The organism is Kocuria oceani (genome assembly GCF_029524215.1).
Classification (GTDB): Bacteria; Actinomycetota; Actinomycetes; order Actinomycetales; family Micrococcaceae; genus Kocuria; species Kocuria oceani.
Genome location: NZ_JARAMH010000007.1, coordinates 102,793 through 128,368 on the forward strand (window position 1 = coordinate 102,793; position 25,576 = coordinate 128,368).

The 25,576-nt window shown below is 75.8% G+C and carries 30 protein-coding genes; 23 read left to right on the forward strand and 7 right to left on the reverse strand.

Annotation, left to right across the window (positions count from 1 at the left end; all coding sequences use genetic code 11):
• The first annotated feature begins 22 nt into the window (after window positions 1-22).
• Window positions 23-712 (forward strand): hypothetical protein, encoded by a 690-nt coding sequence (locus PU704_RS09640; protein ID WP_277551160.1) that lies wholly within the window; start codon window positions 23-25, stop codon window positions 710-712.
• Window positions 713-863: 151 nt separating this feature from the next.
• On the opposite strand, the gene PU704_RS09645 is transcribed toward PU704_RS09640, so the two are convergent.
• The gene (locus PU704_RS09645; protein ID WP_047804649.1) at window positions 864-1,436 is read right to left on the reverse strand and encodes an MOSC domain-containing protein; all 573 of its coding nucleotides are present in this window, start codon (window positions 1,434-1,436) and stop codon (window positions 864-866) included.
• Between the two features lie 128 nt (window positions 1,437-1,564).
• On the opposite strand from PU704_RS09645, the gene PU704_RS09650 reads away from it, so the two are divergent.
• From PU704_RS09650 to PU704_RS09660, 3 genes are all read left to right on the forward strand, one after another.
• Window positions 1,565-2,146: a cysteine hydrolase family protein gene (locus tag PU704_RS09650; RefSeq protein WP_277551161.1), complete on the forward strand. Its 582-nt coding sequence runs from the start codon at window positions 1,565-1,567 to the stop codon at window positions 2,144-2,146.
• A gap of 201 nt (window positions 2,147-2,347) precedes the next feature.
• Window positions 2,348-2,533: a hypothetical protein gene (locus PU704_RS09655; protein ID WP_075870968.1), complete on the forward strand. Its 186-nt coding sequence runs from the start codon at window positions 2,348-2,350 to the stop codon at window positions 2,531-2,533.
• Window positions 2,534-2,601: 68 nt separating this feature from the next.
• On the forward strand, window positions 2,602-3,177 hold the full coding sequence (locus tag PU704_RS09660) for a GNAT family N-acetyltransferase (RefSeq protein ID WP_277551162.1): 576 nt from the start codon (window positions 2,602-2,604) through the stop codon (window positions 3,175-3,177).
• Between the two features lie 85 nt (window positions 3,178-3,262).
• Here the strand turns inward: PU704_RS09660 and PU704_RS09665 are convergent, their stop codons facing one another.
• Complete coding sequence (locus PU704_RS09665; protein ID WP_277551163.1) at window positions 3,263-4,027, reverse strand: VldE C-terminal domain-containing protein; 765 nt, start codon at window positions 4,025-4,027, stop codon at window positions 3,263-3,265.
• A 290-nt stretch (window positions 4,028-4,317) separates the two neighbouring features.
• On the opposite strand from PU704_RS09665, the gene PU704_RS09670 reads away from it, so the two are divergent.
• From PU704_RS09670 to PU704_RS09695, 6 genes are all read left to right on the forward strand, one after another.
• Complete coding sequence (locus PU704_RS09670) at window positions 4,318-4,923, forward strand: helix-turn-helix domain-containing protein (protein ID WP_277551164.1); 606 nt, start codon at window positions 4,318-4,320, stop codon at window positions 4,921-4,923.
• Window positions 4,916-5,656: a B3/B4 domain-containing protein gene (locus PU704_RS09675; protein ID WP_277551165.1), complete on the forward strand. Its 741-nt coding sequence runs from the start codon at window positions 4,916-4,918 to the stop codon at window positions 5,654-5,656. Before PU704_RS09670 ends, PU704_RS09675 begins: the two co-directional genes overlap by 8 nt.
• A gap of 60 nt (window positions 5,657-5,716) precedes the next feature.
• Complete coding sequence (locus tag PU704_RS09680) at window positions 5,717-6,631, forward strand: EamA family transporter (RefSeq protein WP_277551166.1); 915 nt, start codon at window positions 5,717-5,719, stop codon at window positions 6,629-6,631.
• A 195-nt stretch (window positions 6,632-6,826) separates the two neighbouring features.
• On the forward strand, window positions 6,827-7,726 hold the full coding sequence (locus PU704_RS09685) for a dihydrodipicolinate synthase family protein (protein ID WP_277551167.1): 900 nt from the start codon (window positions 6,827-6,829) through the stop codon (window positions 7,724-7,726).
• Window positions 7,727-7,938: 212 nt separating this feature from the next.
• Window positions 7,939-8,841, forward strand: coding sequence for an SDR family oxidoreductase (locus tag PU704_RS09690; RefSeq protein WP_277551168.1), 903 nt, complete (start codon window positions 7,939-7,941; stop codon window positions 8,839-8,841).
• A 135-nt stretch (window positions 8,842-8,976) separates the two neighbouring features.
• A complete protein-coding gene (locus PU704_RS09695; RefSeq protein ID WP_277551169.1) occupies window positions 8,977-10,386 on the forward strand; it encodes a phenylacetate--CoA ligase family protein in 1,410 nt (469 codons plus the stop codon).
• A 147-nt stretch (window positions 10,387-10,533) separates the two neighbouring features.
• Here the strand turns inward: PU704_RS09695 and PU704_RS09700 are convergent, their stop codons facing one another.
• Complete coding sequence (locus PU704_RS09700) at window positions 10,534-11,679, reverse strand: RNA polymerase sigma factor (RefSeq protein WP_277551170.1); 1,146 nt, start codon at window positions 11,677-11,679, stop codon at window positions 10,534-10,536.
• A gap of 6 nt (window positions 11,680-11,685) precedes the next feature.
• Window positions 11,686-12,093, reverse strand: a complete 408-nt coding sequence (locus PU704_RS09705) for a YciI family protein (RefSeq protein WP_277551171.1) — start codon at window positions 12,091-12,093, stop codon at window positions 11,686-11,688.
• A 173-nt stretch (window positions 12,094-12,266) separates the two neighbouring features.
• Here PU704_RS09705 and PU704_RS09710 point away from each other — a divergent pair, with 173 nt between their 5' ends.
• The 3 genes from PU704_RS09710 to PU704_RS09720 all read left to right on the forward strand — a co-directional run bounded on the left by PU704_RS09710 (window position 12,267) and on the right by PU704_RS09720 (window position 15,515).
• Window positions 12,267-13,019 (forward strand): SDR family oxidoreductase, encoded by a 753-nt coding sequence (locus PU704_RS09710; RefSeq protein WP_277551172.1) that lies wholly within the window; start codon window positions 12,267-12,269, stop codon window positions 13,017-13,019.
• Between the two features lie 258 nt (window positions 13,020-13,277).
• The gene (locus PU704_RS09715; protein WP_277551173.1) at window positions 13,278-14,816 is read left to right on the forward strand and encodes an FAD-dependent monooxygenase; all 1,539 of its coding nucleotides are present in this window, start codon (window positions 13,278-13,280) and stop codon (window positions 14,814-14,816) included.
• Between the two features lie 150 nt (window positions 14,817-14,966).
• Window positions 14,967-15,515, forward strand: coding sequence for a ferritin (locus PU704_RS09720; protein ID WP_277551174.1), 549 nt, complete (start codon window positions 14,967-14,969; stop codon window positions 15,513-15,515).
• A 58-nt stretch (window positions 15,516-15,573) separates the two neighbouring features.
• Here PU704_RS09720 and PU704_RS09725 read toward each other — a convergent pair whose 3' ends face one another.
• Window positions 15,574-16,614: a Gfo/Idh/MocA family protein gene (locus PU704_RS09725; RefSeq protein ID WP_277551175.1), complete on the reverse strand. Its 1,041-nt coding sequence runs from the start codon at window positions 16,612-16,614 to the stop codon at window positions 15,574-15,576.
• A gap of 88 nt (window positions 16,615-16,702) precedes the next feature.
• Window positions 16,703-16,975 carry a hypothetical protein gene (locus tag PU704_RS09730; protein ID WP_277551176.1) on the reverse strand — a complete coding sequence of 91 codons (273 nt, stop codon included), beginning with the start codon at window positions 16,973-16,975 and terminating at the stop codon, window positions 16,703-16,705.
• Between the two features lie 356 nt (window positions 16,976-17,331).
• On the opposite strand from PU704_RS09730, the gene PU704_RS09735 reads away from it, so the two are divergent.
• The 8 genes from PU704_RS09735 (at window position 17,332) to PU704_RS09770 (ending at window position 23,386) form a co-directional block, all read left to right on the forward strand.
• Window positions 17,332-17,568, forward strand: coding sequence for a hypothetical protein (locus PU704_RS09735; protein WP_047804634.1), 237 nt, complete (start codon window positions 17,332-17,334; stop codon window positions 17,566-17,568).
• 42 nt (window positions 17,569-17,610) lie between these two features.
• Complete coding sequence (locus PU704_RS09740) at window positions 17,611-18,894, forward strand: aminotransferase class V-fold PLP-dependent enzyme (protein ID WP_277551177.1); 1,284 nt, start codon at window positions 17,611-17,613, stop codon at window positions 18,892-18,894.
• An 84-nt stretch (window positions 18,895-18,978) separates the two neighbouring features.
• On the forward strand, window positions 18,979-19,452 hold the full coding sequence (gene sufU, locus PU704_RS09745) for a Fe-S cluster assembly sulfur transfer protein SufU (protein ID WP_277551178.1): 474 nt from the start codon (window positions 18,979-18,981) through the stop codon (window positions 19,450-19,452).
• 49 nt (window positions 19,453-19,501) lie between these two features.
• Window positions 19,502-20,509: an MsnO8 family LLM class oxidoreductase gene (locus PU704_RS09750; RefSeq protein WP_277551179.1), complete on the forward strand. Its 1,008-nt coding sequence runs from the start codon at window positions 19,502-19,504 to the stop codon at window positions 20,507-20,509.
• Window positions 20,510-20,784: 275 nt separating this feature from the next.
• The gene (locus PU704_RS09755; RefSeq protein ID WP_277551180.1) at window positions 20,785-21,354 is read left to right on the forward strand and encodes a nucleosidase; all 570 of its coding nucleotides are present in this window, start codon (window positions 20,785-20,787) and stop codon (window positions 21,352-21,354) included.
• Window positions 21,355-21,378: 24 nt separating this feature from the next.
• Complete coding sequence (locus PU704_RS09760) at window positions 21,379-22,095, forward strand: lipoate--protein ligase family protein (protein WP_047802382.1); 717 nt, start codon at window positions 21,379-21,381, stop codon at window positions 22,093-22,095.
• Window positions 22,096-22,133: 38 nt separating this feature from the next.
• Window positions 22,134-22,970, forward strand: a complete 837-nt coding sequence (locus tag PU704_RS09765) for an SOS response-associated peptidase (protein WP_277551181.1) — start codon at window positions 22,134-22,136, stop codon at window positions 22,968-22,970.
• Window positions 22,971-22,993: 23 nt separating this feature from the next.
• Window positions 22,994-23,386, forward strand: coding sequence for a pyridoxamine 5'-phosphate oxidase family protein (locus tag PU704_RS09770; protein ID WP_338130227.1), 393 nt, complete (start codon window positions 22,994-22,996; stop codon window positions 23,384-23,386).
• An 18-nt stretch (window positions 23,387-23,404) separates the two neighbouring features.
• Here PU704_RS09770 and PU704_RS09775 read toward each other — a convergent pair whose 3' ends face one another.
• Window positions 23,405-23,920 (reverse strand): GNAT family N-acetyltransferase, encoded by a 516-nt coding sequence (locus tag PU704_RS09775; RefSeq protein ID WP_277551183.1) that lies wholly within the window; start codon window positions 23,918-23,920, stop codon window positions 23,405-23,407.
• 363 nt (window positions 23,921-24,283) lie between these two features.
• On the opposite strand from PU704_RS09775, the gene PU704_RS09780 reads away from it, so the two are divergent.
• Both PU704_RS09780 and PU704_RS09785 read left to right on the forward strand, forming a co-directional pair.
• Window positions 24,284-24,607, forward strand: coding sequence for a DUF6504 family protein (locus tag PU704_RS09780; RefSeq protein ID WP_047802385.1), 324 nt, complete (start codon window positions 24,284-24,286; stop codon window positions 24,605-24,607).
• A gap of 109 nt (window positions 24,608-24,716) precedes the next feature.
• Window positions 24,717-25,556: a fumarylacetoacetate hydrolase family protein gene (locus PU704_RS09785; RefSeq protein ID WP_277551184.1), complete on the forward strand. Its 840-nt coding sequence runs from the start codon at window positions 24,717-24,719 to the stop codon at window positions 25,554-25,556.
• Window positions 25,557-25,576: the final 20 nt, after the last annotated feature.

Below are 25,576 nucleotides of genomic sequence, written 5' to 3' on the forward strand. Positions count from 1 at the left end.
GCCACGGAGGACCGCGACGATCGTGCTGGGGACCCTGCTGCTGGTCGCCGGGGTGCTGCTGCTCCTGGAGGCGACCGGCCTCATGGGAGCCGTCGGCGTGCTGTGGGGACTGCTCTTCCTCGCGGCCGGCGCCGCGTTCGCCGTCCTGTACGGCACGGACCCGTCCAAGTGGTGGGCGGCGATCCCCGCGGGCACCCTGCTCGGTCTCGGCCTGCTCGTGCTGCTCGACGAGGCCGGTGTGCCCGGCAGTCAGCAGTGGGGCGGCGCCCTGTTCCTCGGCGGCGGCGGCGCCGGATTCGCCGCCGTCTACCTGCGCGACCACCGCCGGTGGTGGGCCCTCATCCCGGCCGGTGTGCTGATCACCCTGGCGCTGCAGGCCCTGCTCACCGCCGCCGCCCAGGAGGAACAGGCCGGCGGAGTGCTGTTCTTCGTGGGGCTGGCCGTCACGTTCGCGCTCGTGGCCGTGCTGCCGACCGGCGCGGCCCGCAACCGCTGGGCGTGGATCCCCGCCGCCGCCCTCGCCCTCCTCGCGGCACTGATCGCCCTGGAGGCCACCGTGCTGCTGTCCGCGGTGTCCTACCTGTGGCCGCTGGCGCTCATCGCGGCCGGCGGCTACCTCATCGTGCAGGCCCTCCGGCGCCGGCACGACACGCCCGAGCACGGGCCGGCGCCCGGCCCCGGCAGCACCTCGAACGCGGCCCGCGACCGGTGAGCGGGCCGGGGCCCCACCCGGCGCGGAGCCGAGGACGGGCGCTCGCGGCCGGTGCCGCAGACCCGCTGCGCGGTGGGCCGAGCGTGCCGCGTCCCGGGCGCTCTGCCCCGCACGCCCCTCCCGCACCGGCGGGGCCCCGTGGCGTGCTCGGTCAGGGCAGCCGGGCCGGGCGCAGCCGGACCGCGTCCCCGGCCCGCTCCGGGTCCAGGGGCACCGGGCTGTGCAGCACGGCCGGCCCACGGTGCAGGACTCCGTCCGAGAGCGGCCGGCAGCGCAGACCTCCCCGCCCGCGCATCGCGGCGTGCGCCCCGGGGGCGAGCATGCGGTCCATCCACGCGCAGGGGTGAGCGGGCCGCCCGGCTCGCAGCCGGACGAGCTCACCGCGCGACTCCAGGGCGAACTCCTGCCCGAGCAGCGGGGCCAGCTCGGCTCCGCGCAGGACCACGTTGCGCCGGGCGAGCAGAGGGTCGAAGGGGTCGGCGCCGAGGTCGGCCGCGATGGCCTCGAGCGCCTCGACGGCGAGCAGGGTGACGGCCGCGTCCATGTGCGCGGCCTTGCCGAAGAACCGGTCGCCGACGATGCCCTTGCCGGTCACCAGCTCGGCGCGGTCCGCGTCCGTCGTCGGGACGTCCGCGGCGCCGTCCCGGGCCCGGCCGAAGTAGGCGTGGCCGGGGGAAACGAGCAGGTGGAGGATCTCCACGTCGTAGCGGTGGGTCGTCGTCATGGGCTCCAGCCTCTCACCGGCTGCGCGCGTCGTCATGCGGCCCGGCGGCGAGGCCCTCCGTGGGCGCTGCCGCAGGGGGACCGCCGAGGGGCTCCCGGCCCCGAGTCGCCCGGTGTATCGTCACGAGCGTGACCGACTCCACGCCCGGTGCCCCGGGCCCGCGCGCCGCCCTGGTCGTCGTCGACGTCCAGCGGGGTTTCGACGACGCCGCGTACTGGGGCCGGCGGGACAACGCGTCGTGCGAGGCGAACATCGCGGCCCTGCTGGCCCACTGGCAGGAGGGCGGCCGTCCCGTGGTGTTCGTCCGGCACGACTCCACGACCCCGACCTCACCGCTGCACCCGGACCGCCCCGGCAACGCCTTCAAGGACATCCTCACCGGCACCCCGGACCTGCTGGTGCGCAAGAGCGTCAACTCCAGCTTCCACGGCAGCCCCGACCTGCACGCCTGGCTGCAGGCCCACGGCGTCCCGGAGCTGGTCGTCTGCGGCATCACGACCAACCACTGCTGCGAGACCACGGCCCGGGTCGGGGGCAACCTCGGCTACCGGGTCCACTTCGCCCTGGATGCCACCCACACCTTCGACCGCACGGGACCGGACGGCGTGACCGTGCCCGCGGCCGACCTGGCCCGGATCACCGCGGTCAACCTGCACGGGGAGTTCGCCACCGTGGCTACCACGGCGCAGCTCACCAGCCCGTCCCGATGACGAGGGACGAGCGGGCCGGCGGGAGGGCCGCAGGCCCGGCCGGCCCGCTCCGCGGGCCGCACCGGCCCCGCGCACCGTCGGCACCCCCCCGGCGCGGAGGACCGACGCCGGGACGGGAGGCGTGCGCGCTCCTGTCCCGTCGGCCCGCGTGCGGCCGCGGGTCCCGGTGCTACGCTCCACGGACTCGAGGGGAGTGATGTCATGCACCACAGGGTCCGGATCGTCGCACTGGTCGTCCTGCTGCTCGCACTGGGCCTCTTCGCCGTGACCGAGTGGCTGCCGGCGCTGTACCTCGTCCCCGCGGCGGGAGGAACGCTGCTGGTGAACGAGTACGGGGCGCGGTCACCGGGGCCGGGCCGGCGGGAACGGGATCGGCCACGCCCGTGAGGTCCCACGGCGCCCCGGGCGGGAGACCCGAGGTCCCGGGCGCCCCACCGCCGCGGGCGCCCGGGGCCATGACCGGTCCGCCTGACCCGTGCGCCGGAGCGTGGCCCCGGCGCACGGACCGGTGCCTGCTGCGCCCGGTGCGGGTCTCCGACCTCGAGGCGATGCTCGCCTACCGGGGCGATCCGCACGTCACCGAGCACCTGGGCCATGCCCCCTTGTCGCGCGACGAGGTCCGGGACCGCATCGACGCCCGTCCGGCGGGACGCGACCCGGGGTCCGGGCGGGTCGTGCGCGGCGTGGCGATCGTGGTCGACGGCCGCTGCCTCGGAGATGCGATGCTGCGCCTCCAGCCGGCGCCCGGGGAAGGGGGCTGGCAGCTGTGGATCGGCTACGCGCTGCGACCGGAGATGTGTGGGCGTGGTCTGGCGACCGAGGTGGCCACCGAGCTCGTCGGCATCGCCCAGGACTGTGGTCTGCCGGTGTGGGCCGAGACGTTCGCGGAGAACCTGGCCTCACAACGGGTGCTCGAGAAGGCGGGACTGGAACTCGTCGACGAGGTGCTGGCCGAGGGCCGGCGCTGCCGCATCTTCGCTGCCGGACACCCTGGGTCACCGGTGCCGGCGCCTTCCGTCCCGTCCCGGTAGGGCGCGCCCGGCCGGTCGACCGCACCAGGGCACACCGGCTCCTCGTCGCCGCCCCATGGGCCGCCCGTGGGTCGCAGCGGGCCGCTCAGCCGGCGCCACCCCGCAGCACGTCCACGTGCACGTGGTCCAGGTGGCGCAGGATCTCGTTGGCGGGCTCGGGGGCGTCGTAGTCCTGCCAGCGCCCGCGGGCGCTGTGCGCGCTCCAGAACCGGTCGTCGAAGATGACGTACTGGACGTCCAGGTCCTCGGCGTGCGCGACCAGCCAGTGGGCCAGCACCCACCCCGCCCGCCGGTTCTCCTCGGTCACCGGCCGGAAGAAGACGTCGACGGCGCGCCCGTCGTAGTGCGTCGACTCCTCGCCGTGCCCCCGATCCACGCCGCCCGGGGCGAACCCGCCCAGGCTCTGCTCGCCGAACACCTCGGTCATCGCCGCGCGCAGCCGCTCGGCGCGGGGCGTCAGACCGGTCCCGGTCAGCTGCTGCTCGGGCAGCCCGCCGTCGGCCGGGCCCCGGCAGGCCAGGCTCGCGCCGGCGTCCTCGGGCGGCCCGTCGGCCAGCCGCTGCAGCACCGTCTCGTCGAGCCCGGCGGTGTCCACGGCCTGCCCGCGGGCGGCGAGCGCCACCGCCGTCGTGGCCCGCTTCGCCTCCTCACGGGTGAGCTCCACCTCCCCGTCCGCGGTCTCGACCGTGCACTCCGGGCCCCAGCGCGTCCAGTCGTCGCCCGCGCGCAGACCGCTCAGCAGGTTCGGCCCGACCAGCACCAGCGCGCCCGCGAGCGACCCCAGCAGCAGCAGGCTCAGGACGAGTCGGAGAGGCCGGCGACGCCCCCCGGGCGTCCCGTCCGGACTCATCGTCGGCGCGGACGGGGCGCCGGCACGAGCGCCGTCCCCGTGCTCGTGCGTGCGCCGACCGGTCCGGGGGTCGGGGCGGGGCCGACGCCTCCGGCGCCGGCTGCGGTGATCGTGACGGTGATGTCGCACCTGCTTCTGCTCGGTCTGCTGCTCGGTCTGTTGTTCGTCCTGCTGGTGATTCCTCCGGTCCTCCCGGGCTTCCAGCTATAGCAGAGCAGAGGAACGGGGACAGCACCCGGGCGGGGACCGGGAATTTCCATAATGCACTGTCCGTGCATTATGGTGCACTCATGGACGAGAGCACGACGACCCTGGCGGCGGCCATCGGCACCCGCGTGAGACAGGAGCGGCAGCACCGGCACTGGACGCTGGACCAGCTGGCCGAGGCCGCCGGGGTCAGCCGCCGGATGGTGGTCAACGTGGAGCAGGGCGCGGCCAACCCCAGCGTGGGCACCCTGCTGCGGATCAGCGACGCCCTCGGCATCGGGCTGCCGGCGCTGGTGGAGCCGCCGCAGCCCAGGCCGGTGAAGGTCACCCGGCACGGGGAGGGCGCGGTCCTGTGGACCGGGGACTCCGGCGGCCGGGGGGTCCTGGTGGCCGGCACCGCGCCCCCGGACGTGGTGGAGCTGTGGGACTGGACCCTGGGCCCCGGTGACCGGCACGCGAGTGAGGCCCACGCCCCGGGCACCGAGGAGCTCCTGCAGGTCCAGCAGGGCACGCTCACCGTCGAGATCGCCGACCGGTCCGTCACCCTCGACACCGGCGATGCGCTCACCTTTCCCGGCGACGTGGCCCATGCCTACGCCAACCCCGGGGACGGGCCGGCGCGCTTCTCCCTGACCGTCTTCGAACCGGGCGTAGGCTCGGGACACCGCCAGGAGGGTTCTCATGACTGAGCCGAGCACACTGGAACGGCTGCTCGACGAGGCCCGGGTCGAGGCGGAGGTGTTCGCGCTGCGACCGGACTACCGGGCCGCGCTGCTGGCCGTCGACGGGATCGTCCCGGGTCCGAGCGACGAGACCGGTGAGGCGCTGCTGCAGGAGGCCGAGGCCGCCGCCCGCCGGGCGCTGGGCGGCCGGCCGGTGGAGCAGCTGCCGCACGTGGCCGCCTGGCGGGAGGCCTACCGGGCGTTCGGGGCGAAACCGCAGCGCACCCGCAACAGCCTGGAGGCCCTGCTGCGCCGGGCCGCCACCGGGCTGCCGCGGGTCAACCGGCTCACGGACCTCTACAACGCGGTCTCGGTGCTGCACCAGATCCCGCTCGGCGGTGAGGACCTCTCCCGCTACCGCGGCGCTCCGCGCCTGGTCCGCGCCACCGGTGCCGAGCCGTTCGACACGGTCGCGGCCGGCGCACCGGTGACCGAGCACCCCCAGCCCGGAGAGGTGGTGTGGTGCGACGACGCCGGCGTGACCTGCCGGCGCTGGAACTGGCGCCAGGGACGCCGCACCGGCCTGACCGAGGACACCACCACCGCCCTGTTCGTCCTCGACGCACTGGCGCCGCTGACCGACGCGGCCCTGCACGCCGCGGTCGAGGACCTGGCCACCCGCCTGGGCCGGCTCGGCCCCGAGGTGCAGATCACCCACCGCCTGCTCACCGCCGGCCCGACGTCCGCGCAAGGAGACTGACATGACCCACCGCTCCGGGGCACCCGCCCCCGGTCGCCGGGGATCCCGGTGGGACCGGCCATGACTGGTCCCGCCCCCTCCACCGCTCCCACCACCGCCGTGCCCCCGTGGGGGCTGGCCGTGGCCGCGATGCTCTCGATCCAGCTGGGCTCGGCCCTGTCCGTGGACCTGATCGGCACGGTCGGCCCGGCCGGGACCGCCTGGCTGCGGCTCAGCGCGGGAGCGCTGATCTTCCTGCTCCTGGCCCGCCCGCCGCTGCGGTCCGTGCGCCGGTCCGACGTGCCGGCGCTGCTGGGCCTGGGCCTCACCACCGGGGTGATGACCACCGGCTTCCTCGCCGCGATCGAGCGCATCCCGCTGGGCACCGCCGTGGCGATCGAGTTCCTCGGCCCGCTGACCGTGGCCGCCGTGCGCTCCCACAGTCTCCGGGCTCTCGCCTGGCCCGCCCTGGCGCTGTCCGGGGTGGTGCTGCTGACCGAGCCGTGGCACGGCCGGATCGACCTCGCCGGCATCGGGTTCGCCGGGCTGGCCGCCGTCGGGTGGGGGTTCTACATCCTGCTCACCCAGCGGATCGGTGACCGCTTCACCGGCATCGGCGCGCTGTCGATGACCGTGCCCGTCGCCGCGGTGACAGCAGCGGTCCTCGGCGTCCCGCAAGCCGCCGGGCACCTCACCCCCGGCGTGCTCGCCGCCGCGGCCGGGCTCGCCCTGCTGCTCCCCGTCCTGCCGTTCGCCCTGGAGATGCTCGCGCTGCGCCGGATGACGCCCACCGCCTTCGGCACCCTGATGGCCGTCGAGCCGGCCTTCGGCGTGCTCCTGGGGCTGCTCGTGCTCCACCAGCATCCCTCCCGCGTGCAGACCGCCGGCATCCTGCTCGTCGTCCTCGCCGGCGCGGCCGCCCAGCGCGGTGGCCGGCGCCGCCCGCGGACCTCCGGGCCCACCGCCGACCTGCCCGCCCTCGACCCCATCGGGTAGGGCACCCCCGTCCCTCGCCGCTGCCGCGCCCGCCGGTGCACCGCGCACCGGTGGCGCCGCCGCCCCGTCCCGGCATGCCACCGGCCGCGCCCTCCCGCGTGCCGGACCGCGTCGGCCGGACAGTCCAGGACCACGTCACCCGGCACGTCCAGCGGCACGCCGACCGGCCCGCCGACCAGCACAGGAGGAACCACGATGTTCACCGGCTTGAGCGCCTTCCCCCTCACCCCGCTGGCGGACGACGCCGTGGACGAGCCCGCTTTCACCGGCCTGGTGCAGCGGCTGGCGGCGGCGCGGGTCGACTCCATCACCGCGCTGGGCTCCACCGGCTCCTACGCCTACCTGAGCACCGAGGAGCGCCGCCGGGTCGCCCGGCTGGCGGTCGAGCACGCGGGGACCGTCCCGGTGTTCGTCGGCATCGGAGCGCTGCGCACCTCCCAGGTCCTCACCCACCTCGAGCACGCCCAGCAGGCCGGGGCCTCCGCGGTGCTGCTGGCGCCGATGAGCTATCAGCCCCTGACCGACGACGACGTGGTCGGGCTCTTCGACACCGTCACCGCCCACTCCTCGGTGCCGGTGATCGTCTACGACAACCCGGGCACCACCCATGTCACCCTCAGCACCGAGCTCTACGGGCGCATCGCGGAACTGCCCCGGATCGCCTCGATCAAGATCCCCGGTGTGCCCGCCGACCCCCGGGCCGCACGGGCGCGGGTGCGCGCGATCCGCGAGGTCGTCCCCGAGCACGTGCGCATCGGGGTCTCCGGGGACGCCACGGCGGCCACCGGCCTGGTCGCCGGCTGCGATGCCTGGTACTCGGTCCTCGCCGGGACGCTGCCGGTCCCGGCGCTGAGCATCACCCGGGCCGCACGGCAGGGACGAGCCGCCGAGGCCGCGGCCGAGTCCGAGCGGCTGGCACCGCTGTGGCGGCTGTTCGCCGAGCACGGGAGCCTGCGGGTCGTGGCCGCGATCGCCGAGCAGGAGGGACTGGTGCCCGGCGCGTGCCTGCCGCTGCCCCTCCGCGGACTGGACGACGCGCAGCGCGCCCTCCTCGCCCGCGTCCTCGGCGACCTCGGCCTCGCCCGGCAGCGCTGACGCCGGTCCTGCCCGCGGCCCGGCGGACCCCGTGCCGACGACCTCGTGCCGACATCTCCGTGCAGCCATCTCCGTGCCGACCATCCCGTGACGACGACCGTGCGCCGCGGTCCAGCCACGGCAGGGACCACCTGGTAGGTTCCCCGCATGAGGACCGGGTGAGCGCCTGCCCCGTGACCGCCGCATCCCCCAGCACGTCAGGAGCACCACCGATGCCCCACCCGACGCCCGGACGCCCCCTGCAGGGCAGGACCGCCCTCGTCACCGGGGTCTCCCGCCGCCGCGGCATCGGCTACGCGGTGGCCGCCGAGCTCGCCTCCCTGGGAGCGAGCGTGTTCTTCCACCACTACGGCCCGCACGACGCGGACCAGCCCTGGGGCGGAGACGACCTGGACGCGGTCCGCGCCGGCGTCCGGGAGGCCCTGGTCGAGGGGGCGACGGCCGGCGACGCCTCCGCGGACCTGCGCGACGCGGACGCCGTGGAGCAGCTCGTGGAGCAGGCGTGGGCCCTGACCGGCCGGCTGGACATCCTGGTCTGCAACCACGCCCGCAGCGGAGGGGACGGGTCCGTCCTGGACATGACCGCTGAGATCCTGGACGCGTTCTGGGACACCAACACCCGCTCCACGCTGCTGCTCACCCGCCACTTCGCCCACCGTCACCTCGCCCACCACCGCACCACCACGACCGCGCGGGACGCACCGGCCCGCCCCGGGGACCGTCTCCGGGGCGGCGGACCGGTCGACGGACGGACCGCGGGACGGGTGTTCTGGATGACCTCGGGCCAGGGCGAGGGGCCGATGCGCGGTGAGGTCGCCTACGCCCTCAGCAAGGCCGCCCTGGCCGGGGCGACCCCCACGGTGGCCGCGGAGCTGCTGGAGCTCGGCATCGTGCTGAACACCGTCAACCCGGGGCCGGTCAACACCGGCTACCTCGACCCGGGCAGCACCGACCGGCCCCTGGAGGAGATCGACGCGTGGCGCGAAGCCACCCCGTTCGGCCGCTGGGGGCGCCCGGCGGATCCGGCGCGGCTGATCGGGTGGCTGGCCACCGACCAGGGCGTTTGGGTCGTCGGGCAGGTCATCACCACCGACGGGGGCATGGGCCTGACCTGATCGCCGGGACCCGGACCGCGCGCCCCTCCGCGCGACTCCGCCCGGGTGCACGGCCCGCGCCCGGGGCCGAGGACCGATTCAGTCACCTGCGCGGAGGCTCTGTCGCCCCCGGCGCGGGGTTCCTAGAGTCGTTCCATGGGGCCACGAGGGGAACGCGTCACCGGTGACCGGGGTGGCCGGGCGGTCGGGGTGTGGTGGGACGCACGCCGGACCCACCGGAAGGGCCCGGAGGCGGTCCGGAGCCGGCAGCAGGAGCGGCTGGCGGAGCTGGTGGTCTTCGCGCGGACGAACTCCCCGTACTACCGGCGGCTCTACCACGGGCTGCCGGAGCGGATCGAGGACGTCACCGCGCTGCCGGTGACGGACAAACGGGCGCTGATGGCTGCCTTCGACGAGGTGGTCACGGATCCGGCGGTGACGCGCGCGGCGGTCGAGGAGTTCGTGGCGGACCCCGCCCGGATCGGGGAGCGGTTCGCCGGGAAGTACCTGGTGGCCACCACCGCCGGCACCACCGGCACCCGGGTCGTCTTCGTGCTCGACGACCGGTACCGGGCGGTGGCCTCGGGGCTGATGGCCCGGCTGAGCGCGGACTGGCTGCCGGCCCGGGAGGTGGTGCGCCTGGTGCTCCGCGGGGGACGATTCGCCGCGGTCGTGGCCACCGGCGGGCACTTCCTGGCCGTGGCCACCAGTACCCGGGAGCTGCGGGAGCGGCCACGGCGCCGCCGCCGGCTGCGGATCCTCCCGGTCCACCGGCCGCTGCCCGAGCTGGTGGCCGAGCTCAACGCCTTCGACCCGCTGCTGTTCGGGGCCTACGCCAGCGTGCTGCGGCTGCTGGCCTCCGAGCAGCGGGCCGGGCGGCTGCGACTGCGACCGGTGCTCGTGCTCAGCACCGCCGAGGGCCTGCCCCCGGAGGAGCGCATCCGGCTCGAGCGGGCCTTCGCCGCGCCCGTGCGGGAGGTCTACGGCTGCACCGAGTCCGGCTACGCCGCCTCCAGTTGCGCCCAGGGCTGGCTGCACCTGATCGGGGACTGGATGATCCTCGAGCCGGTGGACGCCGAGCACCGCCCCGTCCCGCCCGGGACGGTCTCGCACACGGTGCTCCTGACGAACCTGGCCAACCGGGTCCTGCCGATCATCCGCTACGACGTGGGCGACCGTGTGCTGGTCAAGCCCGAGCCGTGCGCCTGCGGGAACCCGGCCCCGGCGCTGCACGTGCAGGGGAGGGCCTCGGACGTCCTCACCTTTCCTTCCGACGGCCCTGGCCGGGTGGCGGTCCCTCCGCTGGCGCTGGGCACCGTCGTCGACCGCGTCCCCGGGGTGGAGCTGTTCCAGGTCGTCCAGACCGGCCCCACCGGTCTGCGGGTGCGGCTGCATCCCGCCGCGGGGGCGGACCCGGAGCAGGTCTGGACGGCCGTGCTGAGCGGGATCACCGGCCTGCTCGGCGATCTGGGGCTGGCCCACGTCACCGTGCAGCGGGCGGCCGAGGCTCCGCAGCAGGGCCCCGGCGGCAAGTACCGCACCGTGGTCCCGCTGCCCGCATCCTGACCGGATCGGCGGGGCGAGGCGTCCCTCCGGTGCGCCGGCCCACGAGCCGGCCGGCGCATCGGCGGGGCGCCAGGAGCGGCGGATCCGGCGGAGTCCAGGAGCTCGGTCCCGCGATCCGGAGCCTCCGCGCCGGTGCGGACGGACCGCTCAGCCGCGCAGCTGCGCGTGGAGCCGTGCGGCCTGCCGCGTCAGGTGGTCGCGTTCGGGGAGGCTGGACGCCAGCCGGGCGGCGTCGGCGTAGAGCCGTGCCGCGGTCCCCGTGTCACCGGCACGCTCGTGCAGATAGGCCGCCGCGGCGGTGCGGCGGGGCAGCCCGGGGTCGAGTCCCGCCAGGGCGTCCAGCCCGGCCCGCGGGCCCCGGGCCTCGCAGACCGCCACGGCCCGGTTGAGGCGGGCCACGGGGCTGTCGGTGAGGCGCAGCAGCTCGTCGTACCACTCGACGATCTGCACCCAGTCGGTCTCCTCGGGCGTGCGGGCGTCGGCATGCAGCGCGGCGACGGCGGCCTGGGCCTGGAACTCACCCAGCCGGTCCCGGGCGAGGGCCGCCTGGAGGACCTCGACGCCCTCGGCGATCAGGCGGGCGTCCCACCGGCGGCGGTCCTGCTCGGCCAGGGGCACGAGGCTGCCGTCCGGGCGGGTCCGCGCCGGGCGGCGCGCGTGGTGGAGCAGCATGAGCGCGAGCAGTCCCGCCACCTCCTCGTGCTCGGTCCGGGCCCGGAGCCGGCGGGTGAGCCGGATCGCCTCGGCGGCGAGGTCGACGTCACCGGAGTAGCCCTCGTTGAAGACCAGGTACAGCACGCGCAGCACCGTGGCGAGGTCGCCGGGCTGGTCGAACCGCACACCCGAGACGGTCCGCTTGGCCCGGCTGATCCGCTGGGCCATGGTCGCCTCGGGCACCAGGTAGGCCCGGGCGATCTGCCGGGTGCTCAGGCCGCCGACCGCGCGCAGCGTGAGCGCGACGGCCGAGGCCGGGGTCAGGGAGGGGTGCGCGCACAGGAAGTACAGCTGGAGCGTGTCGTCGACCGCCCGGGCCGGGCCGGGCGGGGGATCCGCCTCGGCACGCTCCTCGCGCCGCCGCCGCGCGGTGTCGGCCCGGACGGCGTCGAGGAACTTGCGCCAGGCCACGGTGACCAGCCAGCCCTGCGGGTCCCGCGGCGGATCGCGCGGCCACACGCGCACCGCCTCGACCAGGGCGTCCTGCACGGCGTCCTCGGCCGCCGCGAAGTCGGCTCCACGGCGGACGAGGACGCCCGTCACGGTGGGGGTGAGGGCCCGCAGCAGGTCCTCGTCCACCGCGCGTCACTCCGTGACGGTCGGGGGCGCGGCCAGGAACGGGCGCACCTCGAGCCACTCGTGGATCGGCTTCCCGCCCGCCCCCGGGGCCGCGGACAGCTCACCGGCCAGCTCCACCGCCCGTTCCCGGTTCTCGACGTCGATCACCATCCACCCGGCGATCAGGTCCTTGGTCTCCGCGAACGGGCCGTCGGTGACCGGCGGCCGGCCCTCGCCGCCGTAGCGGACGAACATGCCGTCGGGGGACAGCGCCTGCGCGTCGACGAACTCGCCGGTGCTCTCCAGCCGAGCGGCGAAGTCGTTCATGTACTGCACGTGCGCCGCGATCTCCTCCGGCGTCCACCGGTCCATCGGCACGTCGTTGACCGGCGCCGGAGCGCCCCGGTAGTGCTTGAGCAACAGGTACTTGGCCATCGTGAGCTCCTCTGTGCGGTACGGCCCATTGTGGCCGTGCTCACCCCCAGGACGGAGCCGCGCGCAGGATCTCGACATCCCGGCGCGACATGTTCCGTCGAATGCCGTGGGCACCGCGGGCGTGGACGAGGATGACGACGAGCACGAGGAGAACGAGCGCGAGGAGGGGCGTCATGAGGATCGCCGTGGCCGGGGGCACCGGGGTCGTGGGCCGTCACGTGGTGGAGACCGCCCGCGGGCGCGGGCACGAGGTCGTCGTGCTGGCCAGGTCGCAGGGGGTGGACCTGAGCACCGGGGCGGGCCTGGACCTGGCCGGGGTGCAGGCCGTCGTCGACGTGACCTCCATCCGCACCACCAGCGGCCGCAGCGCGACCCGGTTCTTCACCGAGGTGACCCGGCACCTCCTCGCCGCCGAACGGGCGGCAGGTGTGGGGCACCACCTGGTGCTGTCGATCGTGGGCCTCGACGACGCCCCGTACGGCTACTACGCGGGCAAGGCGGCGCAGGAGCGCCTGGTGCAGGCCGGCGAGGTGCCGTGGACCCTGCTGCGGGCCACCCAGTTCCACGAGTTCGCCGGGCAGGTCCACGAGCGGATGCGGCTGGGCCCGGTCGCGCTCGTGCCGGCCATGCGCTCCCAGCCGATCGCGGCGCGGGAGGTCGCCGCACGGCTGGTGGCGCTCGCCGAGGCCGGTCCGGCCGGCCGGGTGCCGGACCTCGCCGGTCCACGCGAGGAGCGGATGGCCGAACTGAGCCGGCGGTGGGCCGCCGCCACCGGCGTCCGCGGCCGGGTCCTGGAGCTGCCGGTCCCCGGCCGGTTCGGCCGCGCGCTGCGCGACGGCACCCTGCTGGCCCGGCCCGGGTCCCAGCACGGCGAGCAGACCTTCGAGCAGTGGCTCACCGCGGGACGGGCGCACCCGGGCCCGTGACCGGTCCCGCGGAGACGTGGGCGGCGGTGTGCCCCGGGCGGTCGCCCGGGACGGCCGGGGGAGGGTGCGGGTCCGGCCGGGACACGTGCCGGGGGCTGCGCAGCGCGGGGCCGTGGCGCGCGCACCGGCGGGGAGGGGGCCTCCCCTCACCTCCACCGTACGACGCCGCGGGGGGCTTGCCGCAAGCCCCCCGCGGCGTCGCAGAATCACAGACCGGGACCGGGGCGGACCCGGTGCCGGCGGACCGAGGGGGAGCGGATGCACGAGCACGCGGTGGTGATCGTCGGCGCGGGGCCGACGGGCCTGATGCTGGCGGGCGAGCTGGCGCTGGCGGAGGTCGACGTCGCCGTCCTGGAACGGCGTCCGGGCCAGGACCTCGTCGGCGCGCGCGCCGGCGGGTTGCACGCGCGCACCATCGAGGTGCTCGACCAGCGGGGGCTCGCCGACCGGTTCCTGTCCCGGGGAGCGACCGCCCAGGTCGCGGGATACGCCGGCGTGCCCCTGGACATCAGCGACTTCCCCACCCGCCATCCCTACGGGCTCGCGCTGTGGCAGAACCACATCGAGCGCCTTCTCGCCGACCGGGCCGGCGAGCTGGGGGTGCCGGTCCACTACGGCCACGACGTGACGGGCGCCGTCCAGGACGGCGCCGGGGTCGACGTCGACCTGTCCGACGGCCGGCGGTGGCGGGGCCAGTACGTCGTCGGGTGCGACGGCGGGCGCAGCCGGGTCCGCAAGACCGCCGGCATCGCCTTCCCGGGCTGGGACGCCACGACCAGCAGTCTGCTCGCCGAGGCCGAGACGGACGAGGAGCCGGAGTGGGGCATCCACCAGGACGCCCTCGGCAAGCACGCCTTCCGCCGGACGGAGGGAGGGCAGGTGGGGATCATGGTGACCGAGCGCCACGTCGGGCCCGGCCGCGAGCCCACCCTGCGCGAGCTCCGCGACGCGCTCGTGGCGGTGTACGGGACCGACTACGGGGTGCACAGCCCCACCTGGCTGACCCGGTTCACCGACACCACCCGGCAGGCGGCGTCCTACCGGGAGGGGCGGGTCCTGCTGGCGGGCGACGCCGCCCACGTCCACGCCCCGGACGGCGGCCAGGGCCTCAACACCGGTGTGCAGGACGCGGTGAACCTGGGCTGGAAGCTGGCCCAGGTGCTCCGGCGGACTTCTCCGGAGCACCTCCTGGACACCTACCACGCCGAGCGGCACCCCGTTGCCGCCCGCGTGCTGCGCCACACGATGGCCCAGGTCGCCCTCCGCCGGCCCGACGAGCGCCTCCGGGCCGTGGGCGGGACCGTCGCCGAGCTGCTGGGCATGGAGGAACCGCGCCGCCGGTTCGCCGCGATGATGTCCGGGCTGGACATCCGCTACGACCTCGTGCCGGGGCACCCGCTGCTCGGGCGGCGCATGCCGGACCTCGACCTCCGCACGGCGGACGGGCCCCTGCGGGTGTTCGGCCTCCTGCACGAGGCCCGGCCGGTGCTGCTCGAGCTCGCCGGGCAGGCGCCGGACGGCGTCGACGTCCGCCCCTGGGCGGACCGCGTCCGACGGGTGCACGCCGAGTGCGCCGGCCCCTGGGAGCTGCCGGCGCTCGGCACCGTCCCGGCGCCCACGGCCGTGCTGATCCGGCCGGACGGCCATGTGGCCTGGGTGGGGGAGGGGACCCGGTCCGGGCTCGAGGAGGCGCTCACCACCTGGTGCGGACCCCCTGCCGGGGCTCGCGGCGAGGCGGCCGGGACGGTCGCGCCGGAGCCCCGCCCGCTCTGCCGCCGGATGGTGCCGGAGGACTAGAATCGGCATCCTCACCGGGGTGCCGCGCCGTGGCCCTCCGGTGCCGTCCGGCCGTCACGCGCACAGCCCCGGCCCCGGTCGGCGACGCCTGCGCGGGCCGGCGCGCGGCGTCGATCTCCGCCCGGGACGCCGAGACCCCAGGAGCGTCCGATGGCCCCCGAGTCCTTCACCCAGCTGCTGACCCGTCAGGTCGGCCACGAGTTCGCCGCCTCCCACCAGTACGTCGCCGTGGCCGTCTGGTTCGACGGCCAGGACCTGCCCCAGCTGGCCCGGCACTTCTACCGGCAGTCTCTGGAGGAGCGCAACCACGCCATGATGATCGTCCAGTACATCCTGGACCGGAACCTGCCCCTGGCCATCCCCGGGGTCGGGGAGGTGCGCAACGACTTCAGTGATGTGCGCGAGCCCCTGGCCCTGGCGCTGTCCCAGGAGCAGGAGGTGACCGAGCAGATCAAGGCGCTGTTCGCCGCCGCCCGGGCCGAGGGGGACCCCCTGGGGGAACAGTTCATGCTCTGGTTCCTCCAGGAGCAGGTGGAGGAGGTGGCGTCGATGACCACGCTGGTGAACATCGCCGCCCGGGCGGACAATCTCTTCGACATCGAGAACTACCTGGCGCGCGAGCACGTCGGGGACGGCGGCCACGGGCACGGCGGCGGCCACGGCTCCGGCACCCCGGAGGCGGCCGGCGGGGCGGTCTGACCGGCCCGCACCGCGTCTCCCGGCCGTCCCTCACCGGCCGTCCCTCACCGGCCGTCCCTCACCGGCCGGAGGTCGCGGGGGCCTCCCGGGAGCCTGTGGCGGCGCTGCGGCGGGCGGCGTCGAGCACCGCGGCCGTGGCGACGGCGTCGGCGGGGTCCACCGGGGCGGGCCCGCCGTCGAGGATCCACCGGGCCACGTCCCGGTAGAAGTCGGCGGGCCCGCCGGTGGCGGTGGGCACGGGGGTGCGCTCGGTGCCGCGGACCAGCCAGCCGGTCGTCCCGGCCCCGGGGTCCAGGACGTCGAAGGGCCCGGGGCTGTCCTCGTGGCCGGGCACCAGGAAGGCGCCCGCCGAGCCGAGCACCCGGGTCCGCGGCCCCGGGGCGCCCACCAGGCTCGCGGCCCACAGGTGGCTGACCGTGCCCGAGGCGTGGTCCAGGGCCAGGAAGACGTCGTCCTCCGTGGGCGTGGTCAGGGCGCGCAGCTCGGCCCGGACCCCGGTCACGGGACCGAAGAGCTGCATTGCGGCGTCCACGAGGTGCGGGCCCAGATCGAGCAGCAGCCCGCCGCCCGCACCGACCGCGTTCTCCCGCCACCGGTTCTTGGGCACCGGGCGCCAGCGCTCCCAGCGGCGCTCGAACCGGTGCACGTCCCCGAGCCGGCCCTCGGCCAGCACCCGGGCGAGGGTCAACTGCTCGGCGTCCCAGCGGCGGTTCTGGAAGACGGTCAGCGGCGTGCCGGTGGTCTCGGCCCGCGCGGCGACGGCGGCGGCGCCGGCGTGGTCGAGGGCCAGCGGCTTGTCGACGACCACGGGGATCCCGGCGTCCAGACCGGCCAGCGCGTGCTCGACGTGCCGGCCCGTCGGCGAGGCGACGACCAGCACGTCCGGGCGGGAGGCATCCAGCAGCGCGGTGAGGTCCGGGTGCACCGACACCCCGGGCCAGTCGGTGTCGGCCTCGGCGCGACGGCCGGGGTCGGTCGTGACGACGTCGGTGACCCGGCAGCCGGCCTCCCGCAGCAGCGGCGTGTGGAACTGCCGACCGGCCATGCCGTATCCGATCAGTCCGGCAGTCAGCGTCCGTCCAGTGTGGTGTGGGGCCATGCCGTCACGATAGCCGTCACGGCATCGGACCGGCATCGGACCGGCATCCGTCACGGCATCGGACCGGCGGCGCCCCGCCGTGGCCGGGTCACGTCTCGGACATGCCGTCGATCGGGCGCAGGTCCCGGGAGCAGGGCACCCGGGCGCCGGGCACCATGCGGTTGGTGACCCGCGCGAGGCTGTCCCGGTGCCGGGGCACCAGGTGCAGGGCATGGTGCAGGTAGGCGTCGACCTCCAGCTCGTCGACCTCCCCGCCGCTGCGGCGGTACTCCCCCCACAGCTCGCGCACACCCAGGCCTGCGTCGCTGATCGCGGCGCGGATCATCCGGGCCTGGGTCCTGGCGATCGTCCGGTCGTCCATCCTGCACCTCTCGAGCAGTTCCGCCCAGCGTAGTCCCGGCCGGCGGCCCGCGGGAGGGGGCAGCCGCAGCCGGGGCGGTCATCGGCACCACGCGGTGGTCCCGGCGCGGACCCCGAACCGGCCGCCCTGGCGCCGCCGGTTCCCGTCCTGGCCGGGCACCGCCTTTGCCCCCGGTGGCCGGGGGAGCGATCATGGTCCTGTGCTCCGCCGCCTCGCACGGTCCTGCTCCCGTCCCAGTGCGCGGACCCGCCGCGGCCGCCCGTCGTCGCCGGTGGGGCCGCACGACGGCGAGCGGACCCAGCCGACGCCGCCGGTGACCTGCCGGCACCGCGGACCGAATCCCCGAGAAGGACACCATGACCGACCAGCAGACCCCCGACGACGAGCCGGGCCCGCCCCGGCGCAGCCTGTTCCGCCGCTTCGACGACCTCGCCATGCGGTTCTACGGACCTGCCGCGCGCAGCCGCCGGGACCTGCGGGGTCAGGACCAGCCCAGCGAGCAGACCCGACAGTGGTACCAGGACCTGCAGCAGGAGTACGTGGTGGAGAAGGACGCCAGCGGCCGCACCTATCTCCGGCCCCGCCGACCCTAGCGGCCGGGACCGCCGCCGGCCCGGGCCGTAGAGTGTCGGACCATGGACGGAAACGACGTGCAGCCGCTGACCGACGCCGAGGTGCGCGCCATCCGGGAGGACTTCCCGCTGCTGACGGGGGACCCGGGGACCTACCTGGACTCCGGGGCCACCTCGCAGAAGCCGCTGGCCGTGCTGGACGCCGAGCGGGAATTCTACCTGCACCGCAACGCGGCGGTGCACCGCGGCGCGCACGCCCTGGCGGTGGAGGCCACCGACGCCTACGAGGAGGCCCGCCGGGTCGTGGCCGGGTTCGTGGGGGCCACCGAGGCCGAGCTGGTGTGGACCTCCAACGCCACGGAGGCGATCAACCTGCTCGCCTACTCCTTCTCCAACGCCGCCGCCGGGCGCGGCGGCGAGGCCGCCGCCCGCTTCCGGCTCGGGCCGGGGGACGAGATCGTGACCACCGAGGCCGAGCACCACGCCAACCTCATCCCGTGGCAGGAGCTGGCCGCCCGCACCGGGGCGAGCCTGCGCTGGATCCCGGTCGACGGGTCCGGGATGCTCGACCACGAGGCCGCCCGGCAGGTGATCGGGGAGCGGACCCGGGTGGTGGCCTTCAGCCACGTCTCCAACGTCACCGGCGCCGTCACCGACGTCGCGGACCTCGTGGGCCTGGCCCGGGAGGCCGGGGCGCTGAGCGTGCTGGACGCCTGCCAGTCGGTCCCGCACCTGCCGATGGACCTGCCCGCCCTGGGGGTGGACTTCGCGGTGTTCTCCGGGCACAAGATGCTCGGGCCCACCGGCATCGGGGCGCTGTGGGGGCGGGCGGAGCTGCTGGACGCGATGCCGCCGTTCCTCACCGGTGGGTCGATGATCACCCGGGTCACGATGGAGGGTGCCTCCTACCTGCCGGCGCCGATCCGCTTCGAGGCCGGCACCCAGCGCATCAGTCAGGCCGTGGCCCTGGCCGCGGCGGTGGAGTATCTGCAGGGCGTGGGGATGGGCCGGATCGCGGCCCACGAGCGGGAGCTGGGGCAGCGGCTGGCCGCCGGACTCGCCCAACTGGAGGGGGTCCGGCTGATCGGTCCGCCCCCGGGGGCGGACCGGGTGGGGCTGGCCGCGGTGGACGTGGCCGGGGTGCACGCCCACGATGTCGGGCAGGTCCTCGACGTCGCGGGGGTGGCCGTGCGGGTGGGCCACCACTGCGCCCAGCCGCTGCACCGGGCGCTGGGGCTGACCGCGACCACCCGGGCCAGCGGCTACCTCTACACCACCACCGAGGACGTGGACCGGTTCCTGGACGAGCTGGCCGGAGTGCGGGCTTACTTCGGCGTGGCAGGCTGATCCCGTGCGCATCCGCACCGTGCGCCCCCACACTGTGAGCACCCACCCCGGGCGCACCGCACCGGACCGACCGAGGAGACGACGATGAGCGCGCTGGACGGGCTGTATCAGGAGGTGATCCTGGACCACGCCAAGCGGCGCTCCGGGAAGGGCCTGGCCGCACCGACCCCCGGCCACGCCGTGGCCGAGTCGCACCAGTACAACCCCACGTGCGGCGACGAGATCACCGTGCGGGCCGAACTGGCACCGGCGCCCCCGGGCGCTGAGGACGCGGAGCCGGTGGTGCAGCGGATCAGCTGGGAGGGCGAGGGCTGCTCGATCTCCATGGCCGCGGCCTCCGTGCTGGCCGAGACCGCCCCGGGCCTGACGCGGTCCGAGCTGCTCGGGCTGATCGGGGCGTTCCGGGAGCTGCTGCGCTCGCGCGGCACCGTGGAGCCCGACGAGGAGCTGCTGGGCGACGCCGCCGCCTTCGCCGGGGTGTCCCGGTTCGCGGCCCGGGTCAAGTGCGCGATGCTCGGCTGGGTCGCCGCCGAGGAGGCCGTGGGCCGGACCGGCTGAGCCGCGGCGGTCCCGGAATGCCTCCTCCGCCGCGGCGGTTGAGCCGGACATGCCCCTCTCCGACATCGCCCTGTCCCTGCTCGACCGCGCCGCCACCCGGCGCGGGTCCACGGAGGCGGAGGCGCTCGCCCGCGTCCTGGACCGGGCGCAGCGGGCGGAGGAGCTGGGCTACCACCGGTTCTGGGTGGCCGAGCACCACGGGGTGCCCGGCATCGCGGGCTCCGCGCCGGCGGTGCTGATGGCCGCGGCCGCGGCCCGCACCCGCCGCATCAGGATCGGCTCGGGCGGGATCATGCTGCCCAACCACCAGCCGCTCGTGGTCGCCGAGCAGACCGCCACCCTCCAGGCCCTGCACCCCGGCAGGATCGACCTCGGGGTGGGCCGCTCGCTCGGGTTCACCGGCGCGGTCCGGGACGCCCTGCGCACGGGCAAGGAGGCCGCGGCCCGCTTCGGGGACGACCTCGCCGAGCTGCTCGCCCACCTCTCCGGCACCGCCCCCGTGACCGCCCGCCCGCGCGACCACGCCGCGACGCCGGTCTTCGTGCTGGCCACCGGCGCCGGGGTGGACGTCGCGGCGCGGGCCGGGCTCGCCGTGGTGCTCGGCGGTCCTGCCCTGTTCCGACCGGGCCCCGAGGGCGCCGCCGCGGTGCTGGAGCGCTACCGCGAGCGGTTCCGCCCGTCGTCGTGGTGGCCGGAACCGCACGTGGTGGTCTCGGCGAACGTCGCGGTGGCGGGCACCCGGGAGGCCGCGCGGCGGCTGCTCCTGCCCGAGGCCCGAGCGCTGGCCGCCTCCCGGACGCGGGGTGAGTTCCCGCCCCTGGAACCGGCGGGACCGGCGGACCCGGAGGTGCTCCCGGACCGGGAGCGGCGCCTGGTGGAGGAGTCCCTGGCGGCCTCGGTGCACGGCACGGCCCCGGAGGTCCGGGCGGGCCTGGAGCAGCTGGTCGCCCGGACCGGGGCGGACGAGCTGCTGGTGACCGGCGGCGCGCACGACCTCGCGGCCCAGGCGGACTCCGACCGCCGGCTCGCCGCGCTGTTCGCCCCCCGCCCGCACTGAACGCCCCGGCGCCGACCCCCGGCGCCCCGCCCGGATCCGGCGCCCTGCCCCGCCGGACCCCCTGGTGGTCCATCCCGTTGCGCCGAATCCCCCATGTCCTCGCAGATCCCCCCGATCGGACGGGGGGATCTGCGAGGACATGGGGGACTCGGCGGTGCGGACCGGTGGGGAGGGGGGACCCGGTACCGGCGGCGGGGTGCGCGGGGGCACGTGGGTACGTGGGGGGGGCATGCCAGGGCGGGCGAGGGCGCGTGGGGGGCGGATAGAGTGGGCGGGTGCAGAAACTGCTCGTGCTCGCCGCCCACCCGCTGGAGACCAAGTACTTCCCGGACGACATCGACCTGGTCCTGACCGGCGTCGGGATGTCGGCGGCGGCGGTGCACACCACCGAGGCGGTGCTCACCCGCTGCCCGGACCCCGCGCGGCGGGCGGAGCTGACGGTGCTCAACATCGGCAGCGCCGGAGCGCTGCGGGACGGGCTGCACGGGGTGCACGAGCCCTCGCGGATCATCAACCGGGACGTGGACGAGCAGCTGCTGCGCGCGGCCGGGATCCCCGTGGACAACGTCATCGAGCTCGGCGGCGAAGGCCCGGTCCTCGCCACCGGGGACTCGTTCGTGGCCGGCGGGCCCGCCCGGGACGCCCTGGCCGCCCGGGCCGACCTCGTGGACATGGAGGGCTGGGCGATCGCGGTGGCCTGCCGGCACCTGGGCGTGCGGCTGCGGATGGTCAAGCACGTCTCCGACGCCGCCGACGAGGCCGCGCTCGCGTGGGCCGAGAAGGTCGAGGTCAGTGCGGTGGCCCTGGGGCAGTGGTTCCGCGCCAGCGGCATCGCCGCGCGCTGACCCGCGACTAGACTGGGGCCCAGCATGAAACTACTCCGCCAGCGCGAGTCCCTGGGCGCCCAGCAGGACTACGAGAGCGCCATGACCCTCCTCGCCGACGTCCGCCGCAGCGGTCCCGTGCTGCGGCTCTACGAACCGGCGCCCACGGTCGCCTTCGGCCGCCGGGACGAGCTGCGCCCGGGCTTCGCCGACGCCGCCCGGGCCGCCCGGGAGAGCGGCTTCGAGCCCCTGGTCCGGCGGGTGGGCGGACGCGCGGCGGCCTACCACGGCGGGTGCCTGATCGTGGACCACCTGGAGGCGGCCGAGGACCCGACCACGGGCATCCAGGACCGCTACCGCCTGTTCGGGGACATGCTCGTGGCGGCCCTGGAGGAGCTCGAGGTCGAGGCCGACGTCGGGGAGATCCCCGGCGAGTACTGCGCCGGGGAGCACAGCGTGCACGGGACGCACCCGGCGTCGTCGTCGGCCCCGGGCCGGAAGGTGAAGCTGGCCGGCACCGCCCAGCGGGTGGTCGCGGGCGCCTGGTACTTCAGCACCGTGCTGGTGGTCGAGCAGTCCGAGCCCATCCGCTCGGTGCTCACCGACGTCTACGCCGCCCTGGACCTGGAGTGGGACCCCGCGACCGCGGGGGCCGTGGACGACCTGCGCCCGGGCACCACCGTGGCCGACGTCGAGCGCGGGATCCGCAAGGTGTACGGCATGTACTCCGAGTACCTGGGGTACGGGCCGCTCACCGACTGAGCCCCGGCCGCGGGCCGGGCAGACCGAGGAGGCAGCAGATGTGCGGACGCTACGTCATCGCCCGGGCCGTGGGCGACCTCGTGGCCGAGACCGGGGCCGTCCCGGACGAGAGCCTCGGCGCGGCCGACTCCGAGCGGCTGCGGGCCAACTGGAACACCGCCCCGACCACCGACGTGCCGATCGTCCTGGAGCGCCTGGCGGGCGGGGACGGCCGGGTCGACGGCGGGGAGCTGGTGCGCGAGCTGCACGTGGCCCGCTGGGGACTGGTCCCGGGCTGGGCCAAGGACCCCGCGGTCGGGTCGAAGATGTTCAACGCCCGGTCGGAGACCGTCCTGGAGAAGCCGTCCTTCCGCAAGGCGGTCCGCGCCCGCCGGTGCGCGGTCCCCGCCAACGGCTACTACGAGTGGAAGCGCGAGCCGGGCCCCGGCAAGGGCGGGCGCAAGCAGCCCTACTACGTCCACCCGGCCGACCCGGAGGAGACCATCTGGTTCGCCGGGATCTACGAGTGGTGGCGGGTGCCCGAGGGCGCGGAGCTGCACTCGGCGGCCCTGCAGCCCGGCCGGGACGGCGGGGGCAGCACGTGGTTGCTGTCCTGCTCGATCCTCACCACCGACTCCCCGGAGCCCTCCGCCGAGCACCCCGTGCTGGGCGAGCTGCACGAGCTGCACGACCGGATGCCGATCCCGCTGGCCCCCGAGCACGTCGACGACTGGCTGCGCCCGGGGGAGGACGACGCCCCGCAGCTGGTGGACCTGGTCCGGGCCGAGGCGCACCGGACGGCCGCCCGGTGGGTGCTGGACCCGGTGGACCCGGCCGTCGGCAACGTGCGCAACAACTCCCCGGAGCTCGTCCTCCCGCAGCGGAGCCTGTTCTGAGCGCCGGGGAGGCCCTCCGCCGGATCCGCGACTTCGTGCGGACCCACGGCGGCGGGGTCGTGGCGACCAACAGCGGCACCGGCTGCCCCGAGTCCGCGTGGATCAACCTCACGGCCCACGAGGACGGGCGGCTGGTCTTCGGCACGAACGAGCGCAGCCGCAAGTACGCGAACCTGCGGGCCGACCCCCGGGTCTCCCTCGTGGTGGTCTCGGGGGACGGCCAGGAGTTCCAGCTCGAGGGGCGCGCCGCGGTGCTCGAGGGCCCTGCGGCGCAGGACGCCGGCGAGCTGCTGGAGTCCCGTCACCCGGGCGCCACGGGCAAGGACAGCACCCGGCTCGTGGCCGTGCGCCTGCACTGGGCCCGTTTCGTGGACGTCGCGGCCGACCCCCCGGTCCGGGAGGACCTCACCCTGTGAGCCCGGCCCCGCCGCGGCTCAGACGTAGTCCGTCTCGTAGTCCGTCTCGGGGACCCAGCGGTTGAAGTCGAGCGTCAGGTACAGCGCGAGCGCCGCCGCGTTGTCCTCCGCGATGCGCAGGCTCACCTGGTCGTAGCCGTTGTCGTAGAGGGTGCTCATGGCGCAGCGCACCAGCTGCTCGGCCAGGCCCTGCCGGCGGCGGGAGGCCGCCGTGAACAGCTCGAAGATGTAGGGGGTGTCGGGCAGGTCCTCGCCGACGCGCCGGGCCAGGACCAGGGCCGCGGCCACGACGGTCCCGTCGTCGTCCACCACCACCGGCGAGGCCTCGGGCAGGAAGGGCCCGTACTCGCCGTCGAAGACGCCCCGGATCACCGTGCGCGCCTCCTCGAGGCTGGAGACCCCGCCCTGCTCGTAGGAGGAGTAGTAGAGCTGGGCGAGGCTCTCGGCGTCCTCCGGGGTGGCCGGACGCAGGGAGACGGCAGGAGTCCTGGTGTTCTCCGCCGTGTGGGCGATCAGCGTGATGGTTCCGGTCATGGAGGCCTCCGTGATGTCGGCGCCGGGTGATCCGGCGTGGGTCGGGCGAGGGGACAGGGGACGACCCGGGGGGTCTCGCGGGGCAAGCCCTCCGTGCTTTCAGCGTATCCATTTCGCTGGTCTTGTCCATGCTTCCCCGGTGGCTTCCCCGGTGGCTCCCCCGGTGCTCCCTCGGTGCTGCCCCGGCGCTCCCCGGGTGCGGAGCAGGGCGGCGGCCGGCCCGTGCGGACGCGGTCACCGATGGGGAACACGTGTTCCGTCGGGACCATGCCGAGGGTTAGCCTGTCGTACAGGTGTTCTAGCTTCCAGGGGACAGGGCGCGCCGCACGGCGGGCGCCGGGACCGAGGAGGGGAGGGGCCGTCGTGGGCTTTCTGACGGAGGGCGTCGAGGTGGACTGCGACGCCGGCGGCGTGCCGGTGACCGTGCGCTGGCGCGGACGGGGCTACCGGGTGGCGCAGGACCCCGTGCGCTGGTACGAGCGCCGGGCGTGGTGGGCCGAGGACGCCCGGCTGCCCAAGGACCGCGGGATCGGGGCGGTGGACCAGCAGATGTGGCGGGTCCAGGTCCAGCTCACCGTCCGCTCGGAGCTGCTGACCCTCGAGCTCGTCCACACCCTCGACACCGGTCGCTGGCGGCTGCTGGCGGCCACCAGCGCCTCGGGTGCCCAGGTGGTGCGCTGTGCCTAGGGGCGCCGGCCACCGCGCCGCGGGCGCATAGGATCGGAGGGCAGGGCCCGCCCGCCGCGCGCGGGGGAGCCCGGAGGCGCAGCATCCGCGGCACAGAAAGGCGGCACCCGTGAGACTCGGCACCGTGCGACGGAACGGCACCACCCAGGCCTTCCGCCAGGAGGCGGGGGAGACCGTCTACCTGCCCGTCCCCGACGTCGGGGCCCTCCTCGCCGGGGGCGACCTGCGGCGGGCCGGGGAGCCGGGTCCCGCGCCCGCCCCGGAGGAGCTGGCGACGCCCGTGCTGCGCCCCGGCAAGATCCTGTGCGCGGGGCTCAACTACTACGACCACGCGGAGGAGGTGGGCCAGGAGATCCCGGAGCACCCCACGATCTTCGCGAAGTACGCCACCGCGCTCATCGGCCCCGCCGACCCCATCGCCATGCCGGAGGAGTCCGAGAAGATCGACTGGGAGGCCGAGCTGACCGCGGTGATCGGCTCGCCCCTGCGCCACGCCACGCCGGAGCAGGCCCGCGCCGCCATCGCCGGGTACACGATCATGAACGACATCTCCGTGCGGGACTGGCAGGGCCGGACCTCCGAATGGTTCCAGGGCAAGAACTTCGACCGCACCACCCCGGTGGGGCCCGTGGTCGTGACCCCGGACGAGGTCGACCCCGAGGCGGGGCTGGCCGTGCGCTGCAGCGTCGACGGCGTGCTCCACCAGGACTCCCGCACCGACCGGATGATCTTCTCCGCCGTGGCGCTGGTCGAGTACCTCAGCCGGTTCCTGACCCTCGAGCCCGGGGATCTCGTGGCCTGCGGCACCCCCGCCGGGGTGGGTCTGGCCAAGAAGCCCCGCCGGATCTGGCTGCGCGACGGCCAGGAGGTCGTCACCGAGATCGAGGGCATCGGGCAGCTGCGCAACGTCTGCACCCCCGCCGAGGAGCTCCTGGTCCGGACCTCCTGACCCGGGCCTCCCGACCCGGC

Excerpts from the sequence above, each read along its gene's own strand:
- PU704_RS09645 (WP_047804649.1), bottom strand. The coding sequence starts at position 1,436 with ATGACGACGACCCACCGCTACGACGTGGAGATCCTCCACCTGCTCGTT.
- PU704_RS09655 (WP_075870968.1), top strand. The coding sequence starts at position 2,348 with ATGCACCACAGGGTCCGGATCGTCGCACTGGTCGTCCTGCTGCTCGCA.
- PU704_RS09660 (WP_277551162.1), top strand. The coding sequence starts at position 2,602 with ATGACCGGTCCGCCTGACCCGTGCGCCGGAGCGTGGCCCCGGCGCACG.
- PU704_RS09665 (WP_277551163.1), bottom strand. The coding sequence starts at position 4,027 with ATGAGTCCGGACGGGACGCCCGGGGGGCGTCGCCGGCCTCTCCGACTC.
- PU704_RS09670 (WP_277551164.1), top strand. The coding sequence starts at position 4,318 with ATGGACGAGAGCACGACGACCCTGGCGGCGGCCATCGGCACCCGCGTG.
- PU704_RS09675 (WP_277551165.1), top strand. The coding sequence starts at position 4,916 with ATGACTGAGCCGAGCACACTGGAACGGCTGCTCGACGAGGCCCGGGTC.
- PU704_RS09680 (WP_277551166.1), top strand. The coding sequence starts at position 5,717 with ATGACTGGTCCCGCCCCCTCCACCGCTCCCACCACCGCCGTGCCCCCG.
- PU704_RS09685 (WP_277551167.1), top strand. The coding sequence starts at position 6,827 with ATGTTCACCGGCTTGAGCGCCTTCCCCCTCACCCCGCTGGCGGACGAC.
- PU704_RS09690 (WP_277551168.1), top strand. The coding sequence starts at position 7,939 with ATGCCCCACCCGACGCCCGGACGCCCCCTGCAGGGCAGGACCGCCCTC.
- PU704_RS09695 (WP_277551169.1), top strand. The coding sequence starts at position 8,977 with ATGGGGCCACGAGGGGAACGCGTCACCGGTGACCGGGGTGGCCGGGCG.
- PU704_RS09705 (WP_277551171.1), bottom strand. The coding sequence starts at position 12,093 with ATGGCCAAGTACCTGTTGCTCAAGCACTACCGGGGCGCTCCGGCGCCG.
- PU704_RS09710 (WP_277551172.1), top strand. The coding sequence starts at position 12,267 with ATGAGGATCGCCGTGGCCGGGGGCACCGGGGTCGTGGGCCGTCACGTG.
- PU704_RS09715 (WP_277551173.1), top strand. The coding sequence starts at position 13,278 with ATGCACGAGCACGCGGTGGTGATCGTCGGCGCGGGGCCGACGGGCCTG.
- PU704_RS09720 (WP_277551174.1), top strand. The coding sequence starts at position 14,967 with ATGGCCCCCGAGTCCTTCACCCAGCTGCTGACCCGTCAGGTCGGCCAC.
- PU704_RS09725 (WP_277551175.1), bottom strand. The coding sequence starts at position 16,614 with ATGGCCCCACACCACACTGGACGGACGCTGACTGCCGGACTGATCGGA.
- PU704_RS09730 (WP_277551176.1), bottom strand. The coding sequence starts at position 16,975 with ATGGACGACCGGACGATCGCCAGGACCCAGGCCCGGATGATCCGCGCC.
- PU704_RS09735 (WP_047804634.1), top strand. The coding sequence starts at position 17,332 with ATGACCGACCAGCAGACCCCCGACGACGAGCCGGGCCCGCCCCGGCGC.
- PU704_RS09740 (WP_277551177.1), top strand. The coding sequence starts at position 17,611 with ATGGACGGAAACGACGTGCAGCCGCTGACCGACGCCGAGGTGCGCGCC.
- sufU (WP_277551178.1), top strand. The coding sequence starts at position 18,979 with ATGAGCGCGCTGGACGGGCTGTATCAGGAGGTGATCCTGGACCACGCC.
- PU704_RS09750 (WP_277551179.1), top strand. The coding sequence starts at position 19,502 with ATGCCCCTCTCCGACATCGCCCTGTCCCTGCTCGACCGCGCCGCCACC.
- PU704_RS09760 (WP_047802382.1), top strand. The coding sequence starts at position 21,379 with ATGAAACTACTCCGCCAGCGCGAGTCCCTGGGCGCCCAGCAGGACTAC.
- PU704_RS09765 (WP_277551181.1), top strand. The coding sequence starts at position 22,134 with ATGTGCGGACGCTACGTCATCGCCCGGGCCGTGGGCGACCTCGTGGCC.
- PU704_RS09775 (WP_277551183.1), bottom strand. The coding sequence starts at position 23,920 with ATGACCGGAACCATCACGCTGATCGCCCACACGGCGGAGAACACCAGG.